The organism is Humibacter antri, assembly GCF_054777235.1.
Window position 1 is genome coordinate 17180 of sequence record NZ_BAAHAW010000017.1, and the last position, 13779, is coordinate 30958.

Annotated in this window: 13 protein-coding genes; 9 read left to right on the forward strand and 4 right to left on the reverse strand. The window is 68.0% G+C overall.

What is annotated here, in order from left to right; translation table 11 throughout:
• Window positions 1–144 precede the first annotated feature (144 nt).
• From ACYVDK_RS06160 to ACYVDK_RS06175, 4 genes are all read left to right on the forward strand, one after another.
• A complete protein-coding gene (locus ACYVDK_RS06160; RefSeq protein ID WP_460519475.1) occupies window positions 145–1251 on the forward strand; it encodes a calcium:cation antiporter in 1107 nt (368 codons plus the stop codon).
• A 963-nt stretch (window positions 1252–2214) separates the two neighbouring features.
• Entirely contained in the window at window positions 2215–3102 is an 888-nt protein-coding gene (locus tag ACYVDK_RS06165; protein WP_460519478.1) for an aggregation-promoting factor C-terminal-like domain-containing protein, read from the forward strand.
• A 104-nt stretch (window positions 3103–3206) separates the two neighbouring features.
• Entirely contained in the window at window positions 3207–3956 is a 750-nt protein-coding gene (locus ACYVDK_RS06170; protein WP_460519481.1) for a DNA alkylation repair protein, read from the forward strand.
• Window positions 3957–4254: 298 nt separating this feature from the next.
• Window positions 4255–5472, forward strand: a complete 1218-nt coding sequence (locus tag ACYVDK_RS06175; protein WP_460519484.1) for a MalY/PatB family protein — start codon at window positions 4255–4257, stop codon at window positions 5470–5472.
• 135 nt (window positions 5473–5607) lie between these two features.
• On the opposite strand, the gene ACYVDK_RS06180 is transcribed toward ACYVDK_RS06175, so the two are convergent.
• Window positions 5608–6906, reverse strand: coding sequence for an O-acetylhomoserine aminocarboxypropyltransferase/cysteine synthase family protein (locus ACYVDK_RS06180; protein ID WP_460519487.1), 1299 nt, complete (start codon window positions 6904–6906; stop codon window positions 5608–5610).
• Between the two features lie 243 nt (window positions 6907–7149).
• Here ACYVDK_RS06180 and ACYVDK_RS06185 point away from each other — a divergent pair, with 243 nt between their 5' ends.
• The 4 genes from ACYVDK_RS06185 to ACYVDK_RS06200 all read left to right on the forward strand — a co-directional run bounded on the left by ACYVDK_RS06185 (window position 7150) and on the right by ACYVDK_RS06200 (window position 9157).
• A complete protein-coding gene (locus tag ACYVDK_RS06185; protein WP_460519613.1) occupies window positions 7150–7416 on the forward strand; it encodes a hypothetical protein in 267 nt (88 codons plus the stop codon).
• Window positions 7356–7817: a DUF433 domain-containing protein gene (locus ACYVDK_RS06190; RefSeq protein ID WP_460519610.1), complete on the forward strand. Its 462-nt coding sequence runs from the start codon at window positions 7356–7358 to the stop codon at window positions 7815–7817. Before ACYVDK_RS06185 ends, ACYVDK_RS06190 begins: the two co-directional genes overlap by 61 nt.
• Before the next feature lie 6 nt (window positions 7818–7823).
• Window positions 7824–8249 carry a PIN-like domain-containing protein gene (locus ACYVDK_RS06195; RefSeq protein ID WP_460519490.1) on the forward strand — a complete coding sequence of 142 codons (426 nt, stop codon included), beginning with the start codon at window positions 7824–7826 and terminating at the stop codon, window positions 8247–8249.
• Between the two features lie 71 nt (window positions 8250–8320).
• Window positions 8321–9157, forward strand: a complete 837-nt coding sequence (locus tag ACYVDK_RS06200; RefSeq protein WP_460519492.1) for an SDR family oxidoreductase — start codon at window positions 8321–8323, stop codon at window positions 9155–9157.
• Between the two features lie 122 nt (window positions 9158–9279).
• On the opposite strand, the gene ACYVDK_RS06205 is transcribed toward ACYVDK_RS06200, so the two are convergent.
• Window positions 9280–10095: an alpha/beta fold hydrolase gene (locus ACYVDK_RS06205; protein ID WP_460519495.1), complete on the reverse strand. Its 816-nt coding sequence runs from the start codon at window positions 10093–10095 to the stop codon at window positions 9280–9282.
• Between the two features lie 197 nt (window positions 10096–10292).
• On the opposite strand from ACYVDK_RS06205, the gene ACYVDK_RS06210 reads away from it, so the two are divergent.
• Window positions 10293–11210, forward strand: a complete 918-nt coding sequence (locus ACYVDK_RS06210) for an AEC family transporter (protein ID WP_460519498.1) — start codon at window positions 10293–10295, stop codon at window positions 11208–11210.
• A gap of 192 nt (window positions 11211–11402) precedes the next feature.
• On the opposite strand, the gene ACYVDK_RS06215 is transcribed toward ACYVDK_RS06210, so the two are convergent.
• Together ACYVDK_RS06215 and ACYVDK_RS06220 are read right to left on the reverse strand one after the other, a co-directional pair.
• Window positions 11403–12416, reverse strand: coding sequence for a DUF2804 domain-containing protein (locus ACYVDK_RS06215; protein ID WP_460519501.1), 1014 nt, complete (start codon window positions 12414–12416; stop codon window positions 11403–11405).
• Between the two features lie 109 nt (window positions 12417–12525).
• The gene (locus ACYVDK_RS06220; protein ID WP_460519503.1) at window positions 12526–13779 is read right to left on the reverse strand and encodes an MFS transporter; all 1254 of its coding nucleotides are present in this window, start codon (window positions 13777–13779) and stop codon (window positions 12526–12528) included.

Genomic DNA, 13779 nt, shown 5'->3' on the forward strand with positions numbered 1-13779 from the left:
CTTGTCGAAACCCGACCGACCTGGTTTCGACAAGCTCAACCAGCGGGTGGTGGGCGGCAGGACAAGCTCAACCAGCGGGCGGGTGGGCGGCACGACAAGCTCAACCAACGGTACTCGCGACTCGCCGGCTGACAAGATGGGGGGATGACGGCGATGCGTGCGATCCGCAGGTGGGTGCCCGTCGCCGTGCCGGTGCTCGCCGCGATCGCGCTCGTGCTCGCGTGGGAGACGAAGCCGGGAGTCGGGCTCGCGATTCTGCTCGCGGTCATCCTGATCGGCGCCATCCTCGTGGCCGTGCACCACGCAGAGGTGATCGCGCACCGGGTCGGAGAGCCGTTCGGGTCATTGATCCTCGCCGTCGCCGTGACCATCATCGAGGTCGGCCTCATCGTGTCGCTCTCCGCCGGTGGCGACGAGCACGCCGCCACGCTTGCCCGCGACACCGTGTTCTCGGCCTTCATGATCACCACCACCGGCATCGTGGGCCTCGCGATCCTGGTCGGTGCGCTCAAGTTCGGCACCGTGCGGTTCAACTCCGAGGGATCCGGCGCCGCCCTGGCGACCGTGTCGACGCTCGCGGTGCTGTGCCTCGTGCTTCCGGACTTCACCGAGGCATCCGGTCCGCGCTTCTCACCGACGCAGCTCACGTTCGCCGCGATCGCGTCACTCGCGCTCTATGTGCTGTTCGTCATCACGCAGACGATCTCGCATCGCCGCATCTTTCTACCGGTGACCGAGTCCGGTGGGGTCATCGGCGAGGATGACGACGACGAAGACCACGGCGAACCGCCCACGCTCGGCGCGACGCTGATCAGCCTCGTGCTGCTGCTCGTCGCGCTCGTCTCCGTGGTGGGCCTTGCCAAGCTCGAGTCCCCGTCGATCGAGGGCGGCGTGGTGACGCTCGGGCTTCCGGAGTCCGTGGTCGGCGTCATCATCGCGCTGGTCATCCTGCTGCCCGAGGGCATCTCGGCGGTGCGTGCGGCGCGGCGCAACCACATCCAGACCAGCCTCAACCTGGGACTCGGCTCGGCCATGGCAAGCATCGGGCTGACGATCCCGGCGGTGGCTGTGGCATCCATCTGGATGCCCGGACAACTCGTGCTCGGACTCGGCGACACGCAGATCGTGCTGCTGCTGCTCTCGATCGTGGTGAGCATCCTCACCGTCGTCCCTGGTCGCGCGACGAAGCTGCAGGGCGGCGTGCACCTGGTGATCTTCGCGGCGTTCCTGTTCCTTTCTGTCTCGCCGTAGGGCGATCCGCTGGTCGGGCGTGCGCCTCGTCGGCTGGTCTGGCGCCGTGGGTGGGCCGACCCCGTGGGTTGAGCTGGTCGAAACCCGGTGGCCGAGCGGCGGTGCGTTTCGACGAGCTCAACGAACGGGTGGGTTGGGCTTGGTCCCGTGGGTTGAGCTGGTCGAAACCCGGTGACCGGGCGGTGGCGGTTTCGACGAGCTCAACGAACGGGTGGGTTGGGCTTGGTCCCGTGGGTTGGGCTCGTCGAAACCCGGTGACCGGGCGGTGGCGGTTTCGACGAGCTCAACGAACGGGTGGGTTGGGCTTGGTCCCGTGGGTTGAGCTGGTCGAAACCCGGTGACCGGGCGGTGGCGGTTTCGACGAGCTCAACGAACGGGTGGGTTGGGCTTGGTCCCGTGGGTTGAGCTGGTCGAATCCCGGTGGCTGAGCGGTGGCGGTTTCGACAAGCTCAACCAACGGGTGGGCTGAACCTGTCAGTCGACGGACTGTATGCGGATGAGTCGACTTGCGATTTCGGCGACATCGTGATTCGCCGGCCGAGATCCGCGTGATTCCGGCTCAGAATCGCTCCCAGGGCTCTCGGATGCTCTGTGCACAGCCTGTCCAGTGCCACTGGGTACCGTGTCGGAGTCGTCGGATTTTCGGCACTCCGCCCCCGACAAACCCGATGGGCGGGATGCCGTTTCGACGAACGCCCCAACCCGACGGACGCCGCCTGTACGCGTCTGAGGGGCGTCTTGCCGGCGCGCGTCACGTGCGTCGCGGCCACCGCCGTGCCCCCACACGGCGGTGTGCCGGCATGGCGCGAATGGTGTGTCCGCTGGGCGCGCTTTCAGGGGTGAACCCGACCCGCCCGGATGGTGAGGCGCGCGTGAGCGCGTGTCAGGCATCCGTTGCCCGGATGGTCGCGTGCGCGCGCATCCCGGTGGACGACGCGGGGAAACCCCGATCATTGGAACCCTTTGACCTTCCTCACGCGTATCGTCCCTGAAAACCTCCGGAACACCCTCCGCCCGCTTCTGGGCAAGTCCGCACGTCACCGTCGTGCCAACACGATCGCGCAGCACAAGCGGGCGCTGCTCGTCACCGCCGCGGCCGCGGTCGCCGTCGGTGCCATCATCACCCCGGTCGTCGTGCAGAACGCCTACGCCGAGCCGGCCGGTCAGGCGGCCGCGTCGTTCCAGGTCGTGAAGGAATCGCCGAGCCGATCAACGCCGGCCGATCACACCGCGGCCCAGGCATCGTTCAATGCGCTCGCCGTCGCAGAAGTCACGGTGGGAAACCTGCAGGGACGCGCAGATCTCGCTCCGCTCGACGCGGCGATCTCCGCGCTGAAGAACAACTACTCGTCCGATCCCGTCACGTTGCGCAAGCTGACCGCCGCGACGCAGGTCGCCATGAACGTGGCCGCCAAGGCGGCCATCTCGCACGATGCCGACGTCGCGCAGGCGCAGGAGGCCGCAGCGAAGGCAGCCGCCGAGGCTGCCGCGAAGGCGCAGGCGGCCGCGGCGGCAGCCGCACAGGCACTCGCTCAGGCCGACACCCCTGATGGCGCGCGCGCCGTCGCGCAGTCGATGATGGCCAGCAAGTACGGCTGGGGCAGCGACCAGTTCCAGTGCCTGAACAGCCTGTGGAACCGCGAGTCCGGCTGGAACTACCAGGCATACAACGCCGGCAGCGGCGCCACGGGAATCCCGCAAGCGCTCCCCGGATCGAAGATGGCCTCCTTCGGCAGCGACTGGGCGACCAACGCCGCCACGCAGATCGCCTGGGGCCTCAGCTACATCTCCGGCTCGTACGGCACGCCGTGCGGTGCGTGGGGCCACTCGCAGTCATCCGGCTGGTACTGACCCGTCGCATCCCCTTCGTTTCGACTGCAGAAGTGGCGCCAAGATCGGTCCCGGACAGCCACTTCTGCAGTTGAAAGGGCAACTTTTGCGTGCAGACTGCAGTCATGGGTGATTGCGGCGAAGTGGTTGTCGCGCTCGCGGAGGTGGCGGATGCCGGCGACGCGGTACTCCTGCAGCGTTACTTCAAGACGGGGCCCGGCGAGTACGGCGAGGGCGATGTCTTCATCGGAGTGCGCCTGCCCGCTCTGCGTGCGATCGTGAAGCGACTCGGCCCGCTCTCGCTCGAAAGCGTCGACGACCTCCTGGGGAGCCACGTGCACGAGCACCGACTCGCGGGTCTCGTGGCGCTGAACGCTCTGTTCGGGCGGGCATCGGCATCCCGCAGCCGCGACGACGACGAGCGCGAGCGCCTCGCCGCCTTCTATCTGAACGCCGTGCGCGCCGGCCGGGTGAACAACTGGGACCTCGTCGACGCCTCCGCCGAGTTCGTGCTCGGCGAGTACCTGTACGACCGGCCGCGGTTCATCCTGTTCGAGCTCGCCGACTCCGACGACCTGTGGTGGCGTCGGGTCGCGATGCTCTCGACGTTCGCGTTCATCAAGCGCGGGGACGCCTCTACCACGCTCGAACTGGCATCCCGAGTGCTCGACACCGGTGATCGTCGTGACCTGACGCAGAAGGCGGTCGGATGGATGCTCCGCGAGGTCGGCAAACGCGTCGACCGCGACCTGCTCATCGGCTTTCTCGACGCGAACGCTCAACGCATGCCCGCCGTGATGCTCTCGTACGCGACCGAGCACCTCGGCCCGGACGAGCGTTCGGCGTACCGGGCGTTGCGCGGCCGCGCCCGCTGAGCGCTGAGATAGAACCCGCCTAACACCGCGCTAGACGCGACGTGGGTCAGGGTGCCAGAGATCGCGCCCCTCCCGTGCGAGACTGCACCGCTATCCCGAGAAGGTGGGTAATACCCGCTGTTTCGGGGCGGGCATGCAGTTTCACGGAATTGCGTTACGGATCGGGCGGTGCGCCAAGGTCGGCAATGTCGAGCCCGCTACATGGGCCGGGCGAGGCCGCGGGTGGTGGGGGCGTAACGGGGCGTCGCTCGACTGCCGCGGGCATCCGTCGCTCGAATAGATTTGACGGGCACACCCCTTGACCGAAGGCACCATCGACGTGAACCACCTGGCCACCCGCCCGATCGAACGGCTGCGCGCCGAGCGCGGCAGCATCAAGTGGCGCCGTTACGAGCCCGATGTGCTCCCCCTGTTCGTGGCCGAGATGGACTTCGAGCCGTCGAAGGCGGTCGTGGATGCCGTCTCCCGTGCGCTGCTCGCCGGCGACACCGGTTACCTCGACGGGCCTGGTCCGCTTGCGCCGGCCTTCGCCGCGTTCGCGCTGCGATCCTGGGGCTGGGCGGTCGATCCCGACCGCGTGCACCTGGCGACGGATGTCACGGTCGGCATCGTCGAGACCCTGCGGCTGCTGGCGCCTCCGGTCGGTGCGCGCGTCGTTCTGACGCCGCCCGTGTACGCGCCGTTCTACGAGATGGTGGGCGAGGCGAACGGGAAGGCCGTCGAGGTGCCGCTGGTGGAGGCATCCGGGTGGACGCTCGACCTCGACGCCCTGGAGCGCGCCTTCGCCGACGGCGCCGACGCGATGCTCCTGTGCAACCCGCAGAACCCGACCGGCCGATGTCACAGCAGGCAGGCGCTCCAAGCGCTCGCCGAGCTCGCCGCCCGCTACGACGTTCCGGTGGTGAGCGACGAGGTGCACGCGCCGTTCGCGCACCTGGATGCCTCGTTCACCCCGTTCGCGCCCGTCGCCGCTGCCGCGGGCGCGCGCAGTGCCACGGTCACGAGCGCCAGCAAGGCGTGGAACCTCGCCGCGCTCAAGTGCGCATGGATCGTCGCCGCCGACGATCGCACCGCCGAAATGCTGCGGCGACTGCCGGAGGAGACGGCGGCGCGCACGAGCATCCTCGGGCTGCACGCAGGCATCGCGGCGTTCGACGACACCGAGTGGCGCGACGCGGCCATCGCCCAGGTCGTCGCGAACCTCGAGCTCTTCGAGGCTGAACTGGCGGTGCGTGTGCCCGAGGCACGGCTGGTAACTCCGGATGCCGGTTACCTGATCTGGCTGGACCTGCGCGATGCCGGCCTGGGGGACGATCCCGCCCTGGTGCTCCGCGAGGAGGGACGTGTGGCGTTCAACTCCGGTCCGACATTCGGTTCGGGCGGCGCCGGCTTCGTGCGGGTGAACGTGGCGTGCGACCCGTCCACGATCGTGGAGGCCGTGCGGCGCATCGAGCGCGTGGTGCGGGCATCCGCTCCCGTTGCCGCACAGGCCCGCGTGCCGCGTCCCGCTGGTTGAGCCCGCCGAACCCGCAGGGCTGAGCCGCGCGCTCGCCACCAAGGCCTGAACCGCAGACACGCCGCGCGTGGGCGCGGCATGTCTGCTCAAACCACCGCGGATACTGCGACCGCCCCGGCGCTGTGTGAGCTGGAGTCAGGCCGCCGCTGCCGCCAGCGCGCGCTCCAGGTCGTCGATGATGTCGCGAGCGCTCTCCAACCCGATGGAGAGCCGGATGAGTCCCGGCGTGATGCCGGCATCCAGTCGCTCCTGCTCGGTGAGCTTGCCGTGGATGGTCGAGGCGAGGTGGAGCGCCAGCGTTCGCACATCTCCGATGTGGGTCATGGGCGAGACGAGCTGCAGGGCGTCGATGAACCGGCGGGCGGCATCCTTTCCGCCGGCGAGGTCGATGCTGACGATCGAGCCCGGCCCGAGCGGCAGGTAGTGCTGCGCGAGCTCGTGATAGGGGCTGGATGCCAGGCCCGGGTAGTGCACGGCCGCAACCTCGGGTCGCCCGGCGAGCCACTCGGCCACGTGCTGGGCATTGGCGACGTGCCGTTCCATGCGCAGCGACAGCGTCTCGATGCCAGCCAGCAGCAGGAACGCGCTGGTCGGCGGCACGGTGGGCCCGTACTCCAGCACGATCACACCGCGCAGGTACGCCCCGAACGCGGATGCCCCGAACCTGTCAACGAACGCCGGCACGCCGTCCCGCGGCGCTTGCGTCAGCTGCGGGAACCGCTCGGCGTTCGCCGCCCAGTCGAACCTTCCGCCGTCGACGACCGCGCCGCCGATGACCGACCCGTGACCGGAGAGCCACTTCGAGGTGGAGTGGATGACGACATCCGCTCCGTGCTCGATCGGACGTTGAAGGTACGGCGTCGGCACCGTGTTGTCGACCACGAGCGGCACCCCGCCGGCGTGGGCGATGCGCGCGAGGCGCTCGATGTCGGTGACCTGATTCAGCGGGTTGGGCAGCGTCTCGGTGTAGATCGCCTTCGTGGTGGGACGGAAGCGGGATGCCCACTCGTCATCGCCGGCGGCATCCGGAACGTACTCGACGTCGAGCCCCTGGCGCTTCAGCGTTCCGCGAAACATCTCGCGGGTCCCCTCGTACAGCGACTGCGTCACCAGGATGTGATCGCCTGCCGCAGCGAGCGCGAACAGCGCCGCGGCGATCGCGGCTTGCCCGCTGGCGACGAGGATGCCGTCGACTCCGCCCTCGAGATCCGCAATGCGTCGCCCCGCGACCGCGTTCGTCGGGTTGTCGTTGCGCGAATAGGCGCGGCGCGTGCTGCGCCCGGCGAAGAGGTCTTCGCCGTCGTCGAAGCTCTCGAACAGGTATCCCGCCGTCTGGTAGATCGGCGTGACGCGGGCATGCGCCTCGGCATCGATCAGCGCTCCGGCGTGGATCTGGCGGGTCTCGAAGTCGGGGCGGCGTTCGTCGTCGGGCATGGGTACAACGGTAGGGTGCGGCGGGGGTGCGGCGGGAATCGGGGGTCGCGGGGTGACGGGGAACTAGCCGGAGGCTAGTTCCGCATTACGCCCAATCTTCTCTCCGGCGAGGCGGCAGGCCGTACGCGGTGAGTCGGCAGGCGCACCGCCCGAGCTGAGTCGTATGCATGCCCGCAACAACAGAAGTCCACAGGAACGCGGTGCCTGCAGGACCGAGTCATAGGTCGTCGCTATCCTCACCACGTGAGCAAGCAGACCCTGGATCGCGTGTACATGGTGCCGCTGTACACGAAGGGCGAGGTGGCGAGCATCGTGGCTGCCCCTGCGTCCACCGTCCACAGCTGGCTCGTGGGGCGCGCCGCCGACAGGCGCTTCTATCCCCCTGTCATAGAAGGGGTCGGCAAGGGGCGGGCCCACAGGTGTCCTTCACCGGATTGGCTGAGGCATACGTGCTCAACGCATTTCGGAAGGCCGGCCTTCCACTTCAGCGCATTCGCCCGGCCGTTCTAATGCTCAAAGAGCATTTGCAATTGGATCATGCGCTGGCGAACCGCCGACTCGTCACCGATGGCGCCGAGGTTCTCATCAAGTCGGACGACCCGGCAGACAAACGACTCATGGTCGTGCGCAACGGGCAGGCTGTCTTCAACGAGGTTGTAGAGGGCTACCTGAGGCAAATCGACTTCAGCGAACTCGGCTATGCATCCTCGATCGCGCTCCGCCAATTCACTGATGCGAAGGTCATCGTGCGGCCGTTGCTGAACGGTGGCAGGCCGACGATCGAATCGCGCGGGATCGCCATCGATGATGTACTCGGCCGAGTGCGTGCGGGGGAACCGCCGGCGGAAGTCGCGGAGGACTTCCGACTCGACCTCAACGACCTGCTGTACCTGAACTACGCAACTGCCTGATTCGCGATGCGCGCCGGCCAGCGGTTCTTCATCGACCGTGGAGTCGGCTCGCGCATCCCGCCTGCCGGGCTGCGTGCCGCCGGGTGGATCGTCGTCTCCTTGGATGAGCGCTACGGCGCGGCAGAGTCGCAGGGTATCGAGGACCCCGTCTGGATTCGTGATGCATCCGAGCACGGTGAAGTCCTCATCACAAAGGACCGCAATGTAGCGAAGCGGCCACTTGAAGCGGAGGCGATCGCATCGGCAGAAGCGCGCGTGCTCGTCATTGCGAGTGGAAACCTCACCGGGCAGGAGGCGCTCGCGCGCCGGGTATCCAACGAAGCACGAATCGAGCGAGCGGTCACTGATCCGGGGCCGTGGGTTCTTGGCGTCTACTCGGGAAGGCTCGGACAGATTCGCCTACGCCACGAACCGCGAGCTGTCGACGAATAGCTCTCAGATAGCTGCTTCTGATGCCGGCACAGTGAAATCGGCCGTGCGCACGACCCGCGACAATAGAACACGTGACACGCACGGTACGAGGCGCGCGCATCCTCATCACGGGTGCGGCCAGCGGCATGGGCAAGCTCTACGCAGAGCGCGCCGTGCTCGAGGGGGCGGCCTCCGTCGTGCTGTGGGATGTCGACCGCTCAGCGCTCGACGAGGTCGCGGAGGTGCTGCGGGCGGTCGCGGAGCCGGGCACGAGCATCCACCCGTATGTCGTCGACGTCAGCGAGCTAGGCGCCATCGCACAGACCGCGCACAAGGTGCGCAAGGCGGCAGGCGATCCGGACATCCTCATCAACAACGCCGGCATCGTGCGTGGGGCTCTGTTCTGGGAGCACGACAACGGCGACGACACCCGCAAGATCATGCAGGTCAACGCGCTGGCGCCGATGTACGTGACGCGCGAGTTCCTCCCGTCGATGATCAAGGATGCCTACCGCGCCAAACGCATCGTGAACGTCGCGTCGGCCGCGGGGCTGCTGTCGAATCCGCGCATGAGCGTCTACGCGGCATCCAAGTGGGCGGTGATCGGCTGGAGCGACTCGCTGCGGCTCGAGCTCGAACGCGAAGACCACGGCAACGTAAAGGTCACGACCGTCGCACCAAGCTACATCGACACCGGCATGTTCGAGGGTGTGCATGGGCCGCTGCTCACGCCGATCCTGCGACCTGAGTACGTGGTCGACAGGGTGTGGGATGCCATGCTCGCCGGCCGTCCGCTGCTCACGCTGCCGAAGTCGGTCGCGCTGGCCAGAGCGCTGAAGGGCATCCTTCCGGTGAGGGCGTGGGATGCCGTGGCCGGCCCGGTCTTCGGCGTGTACTCCTCGATGGACGACTTCGTCGGCCGTCGCTGAAGCCGAGGCACAAGCCCTGGGCTGCGTGCAATTGCGCCACGTCTCCGTGTTCGCGCCACAAGACGTGGCGCAAACACGGAGTTGTGGCGCAGACAAGATGCCCGGCCGCGGCGGGGCCGCCCTCAGAGGCGGTGCTTCGCCAGCCAGGCGCGGAGCACGCCGTTGAACTCGTCCGGATGCTCCACGCTCGGCAGGTGCGCCGTGTCGCTGAAGATGTACCCCTCGGATCGCGGCAGCGCCGACACGAGGAACGCCTGCGCGGCCAGTTCGGACGACAGGTCGAACTCGCCGGCCGTCGCCAACAGGGGCACCTGCAGGTCGTTGATCGCCTCGTAGGCAGTGGGCTCCGCGGGCGCGGCGATGGGCGCCTCGGCACGGTGTGCGGCGTTGGGACGGTTCAACGCGTGCGCGGCGTCTACGAATGCGGGGTCGAGATCCGCCGCGTCTCTCGTCGGAGCGACGGCCCACAGCAACGTCTCGAGTTCGACGAGCCGGGGCCAGTCCTGCTCCTCGTATGCGTCGTCGAGGGCGTCGAACGCGGCGTCTTCGGCATCCGTCAGCTCGACATCCGGCAGGCCGCTCGGGGTGGACCCGACCGTGACCACGCCCGTGACGCGCTCGGGGGCCTCGAGCGCGAGGTCGAGGGCGATCCGGCCCCCGCGTGAAGCGCCGACGACGCACGCGTTCTGCACACCGAGATGGTCCAGCACCTCGAGCGCGTCGGGACGGTCGCTGAACTTCACATCGTCGGTGCGGGTCTGACCGAAGCCTCGGGTGTCGAACCGCACGACGTAGTGGTCGTCGGCGAGAGCCGGCACGAGCGGATCCCACATGCGCAACGAAGCGATCCCCGCGTGAATCAGCAGCACGGCCGGAGCGGATGCCGGCCCCTCCGCCTCGTAGTACAGCTCGGCTCCCGGCACGCTCAGGTGTGGCATGATCCGAGCCTACGACCGCACGGATGCCCGAGCCAGGCACGGCCGGTCCGTTTGCCGCAACGCCGATCCATCTGCCGCGACGGCGATCCGGTTACCGTCACGGCTGCACCGACCCGCGCGCCACCTGGGCGGCCGACCGCGACGGCAACAGTTTGCCATCGCACATCCCCGCGCCGTGCGCTCCGTAGGCTTGAGCGGTGACAGGCGTGCTGATCGGGTTCGGGATCATCGCGTTCGTCATCGTGGTCGGCTACGTCGCGGGACGACTCGGCGTCGGGGGCCCGTCTGCCGGGTTCGTGCTGAATCGCGTCGCGTTCTTCGTGACGAACCCGGCGCTGCTGTTCACAGTGCTCGCCAAGGCCGATCTTCACGAGGTGTTCTCGTCGAGCGTGATCATCGCCGCCGCCTCTGCGATTGCCGCTGCCGGTGTCTTCGTGCTGGTGAGTCGGCTGTTCTTCCGCAGATCCGCAGCAGAGACGACGATCGGCGCGCTCGGCGCCGGCTACGTCAACGCCAACAACATCGGATTGCCGGTCGCCGTATACGTGTTGGGGAATGCATCCTTCGTCGCGCCCGTACTCCTGCTCCAGCTGATCGTGTTCGCGCCGACGGCTCTGGTCGTGCTCGACATCACGGCGCACGGGAGAGCATCGATCCGCTCCATCGTCACGCAGCCGGTGCGCAACCCGATGATTCTCGCGTCGCTCGCGGGGCTCGCGCTCGCTCTGACCGGCTGGAAGGTTCCTGATGTCGTCTTCCAGCCGTTCGAGCTGCTCGGCGGAGCTGCGGTTCCGCTGGTGCTCCTCGCCTTCGGCATGTCGCTGCGCGGCGCCCGGCCGCTTCGCGCTGCGCACGAACGGATGCCGATCATCGCGGCATCCGTCGGCAAGGTCGTGTTCATGCCGCTCGTGGCATATGTGGTGGCATCGTTGCTCGGCCTGCACGGCCACGCGCTGTTCGCGGCCGTCGCGCTGGGAGCGCTTCCCACGGCGCAGAACGTTTACAACTTCGCCAGCCGCTACCAGCGCGGCGAGGTGCTCGCCCGCGACACCGTGCTCGTCACCACGATCGCAGCGACTCCCGTGCTGATCATCATTGCGTGGCTGCTGGCGTGATGACACGCCGGGGGTTGAGCCTCGAGGGCTGAAGCTCGACCAGCGAGCACAGCTCGATCAGCGAGCACAGCTCGATCAGCGGGTGAAGCCGAAGCCCGGGTGAAGCCGAACCGAAGGTGAAGCTGAACCGCGGGTTGGCCCAGCCGGTGAGCGCCGCTCGACCAGCCGGTGAAGCACAGCCGGCCGGAAGGATCACCAGCGGTTGCGCACGTCTTCCGCCCAGCCGAGCAGGCCGTCGATCGCGACGCGCGTACCGGCGTCGTCGGCCATCCATCCGCTGTAGTGGCCGAAGCACTGATGACCGACCGAACGGATTATTCCGAAGTCGGTCGTGGACGCGTGATCGTGGAACGGCGTGAAGACGAGATCGACGCGTTCGCCGGTGATGTGCCACGGTGCGAGCCAGTCCGACGTGTCGAACTGCCAGCGCAGCTGCCCGGGGATCTTGTTGACCCGTCCGTCGTAGTTCAGCGAGTTCTCGGTGGGTCCGTCATCCGGTGTCCACTCGCCGCCGAGCTGCACGCCGATGCGGTGGCCGCCGGCCAGTCCCGCAGCGGCGCCCCACTGCCAGTGCACCGAGTACGGCCAGCGGCCGCGTCCATGGTCGAGCACCGCCCAGCACTCCCCTTCGGGAACTGCGTATTCGACACCGTCGACCGTGAGCGACCCGTGAGCCGGGCGGTCGACATCCTTCACCGTGTACTGGAACAGTCGGTTCGTCCACGGCACGGCGGCACCCATGGCCTCGTGCCCGGGCGGTCTCGTCGCGACGACGTCGAGCCGCACTCTGGCCGTCGTCGCACGGATGCGCGTGCCGCCGTCGACCTCCTCGATGTCGATCGACACCTTCTTCGTTCGAGCGCGTGCCGGACCGGAGGCGAACGTTCCCGGCAGGGTCACGCTGCCGCTGAACGGGCTGATGGCGACGGCGTCGATCTCGGTGAGCGTTGCGCGATCGAGCACCCACACCTGATGGAGCGCGGCGTAGTCGAGCGCCGACACCGTGAGCGAGACGATGTGCGTCGGCGTCGTGATCGCCCAGTACTCCCAGCGCTTGTTGCGCCCCCATGCGTACGCGCCGCGACCGATGCCGTCGGTGTTGTGCAGTTGCCGGCGCGTGAAGCCGATGGCCGCTCGGTTGAGGCGGCCGCTAGGTAGGCACAGGTCGACGGGAGTGGTGATCTCGTGCTCGGGAGGAACGGTCATGCTGGCCGTCCTTCGGGTCGGGGCCGTCGGTGGCGGGTCGGGTCATCGCGCATCGGGCATACCGGGCTCCGCGGGATCGAAAGCGCTCTCGGTGAGGTGCCGCGAGGGTTCACCGCACGCTCCTGATCGGCAGGACGGCGAGCGCCCCGAGCACGGCGAACGCGATGCCCGCGACGAAGATCGATCCGTATCCGCCGCTGACCGAGATGAGCATCCACGCCACCACGGGGGTGAGTGCTTGCGGCAGCGTGGTGGCGACGTTGAGGATGCCCAGGTCCTTGCCCGCCGAGGTGTCTTCCGACGGCAGCACCTGGGTCATCAGGGCGAGGTCGACGCTGAGGTAGACCCCATAGCCGAGGCCGAACAAGGCGGCCAGGGCGAACATCCCGGCAACCGTCGGGAAGAGCAGAGGGATCGCGAGCGCGGCGGCCATGATGATGGATGCCGCGACGACGAACGGCTTCCGCCGACCGATCCGGTCCGAGAGCTTGCCCGATGCGTAGGTGCTCAGCAGTGCGGTGAGCAACTGCGCCACGGTCAGCATCCCGGCCAGCGAATTGGACTCGTCGATGCTCAGATGCACCAGGTCGCGCAGGATGTAGAGCAGATAGGTCTGAACGCCCTGGTACGCGAGGATCATCAGGAACCGCGCCGCGAACGCCCAGGCGAAGTCCGGATGCTTGCGCGGGCTCACCCAGAACGCCACGGCGAACCGGCGCCACGAGAAGGGCGGCCGCGACATGTCACGCGATGAGAAGTCGCGGTTCAGCAGCACGAAGCCGAACGCCGCGATCAGCACGGCGGCGGCGAACACGCTGTAACCGACCCCGATGCTCTCCGCGAACACGCCGGCCCCCAGCACGCCGGCACCCATGCCGACGAGGGCGCCCATGGCGAGCAGGGAGGAGGCGACGCCCCGGCGTTCTCGTGGAACCCGGTCGGCCACGACGGCGGTGATCGGCGCATTCAGCGCGTTCAGCGAGAGCTGCATGAGAACCCAGTACACGGTGATCCACAGCAGCGACTGGGTGCCGGCGAGGAGGAGCATGAAGAGGGCGCCGCCGCCCGCGCCCATGAGCATCCACGGGGCGCGACGGCCCAGCCGGCTTCTGGTGCGATCGGAGAAGGCGCCGACGATCGGCTGCACGAAGATGGCGACGATCGAGGATGCCGTCATCACGATCGCGAGGTTGCCCACCTTCTGCGCGGGGTCGATCGATTGCACCTGGTTGGGAATGAAGATCACGATGTACGACGCGTACGACGCCATCAGCACCGTGTTCAGCACGAACAGCGAGAACAGCAGGGTGCGCGGCCGTTGTCGGGTCGGGTCGCCGATCGTTGCGGCAGAGGTCTGGCTCAC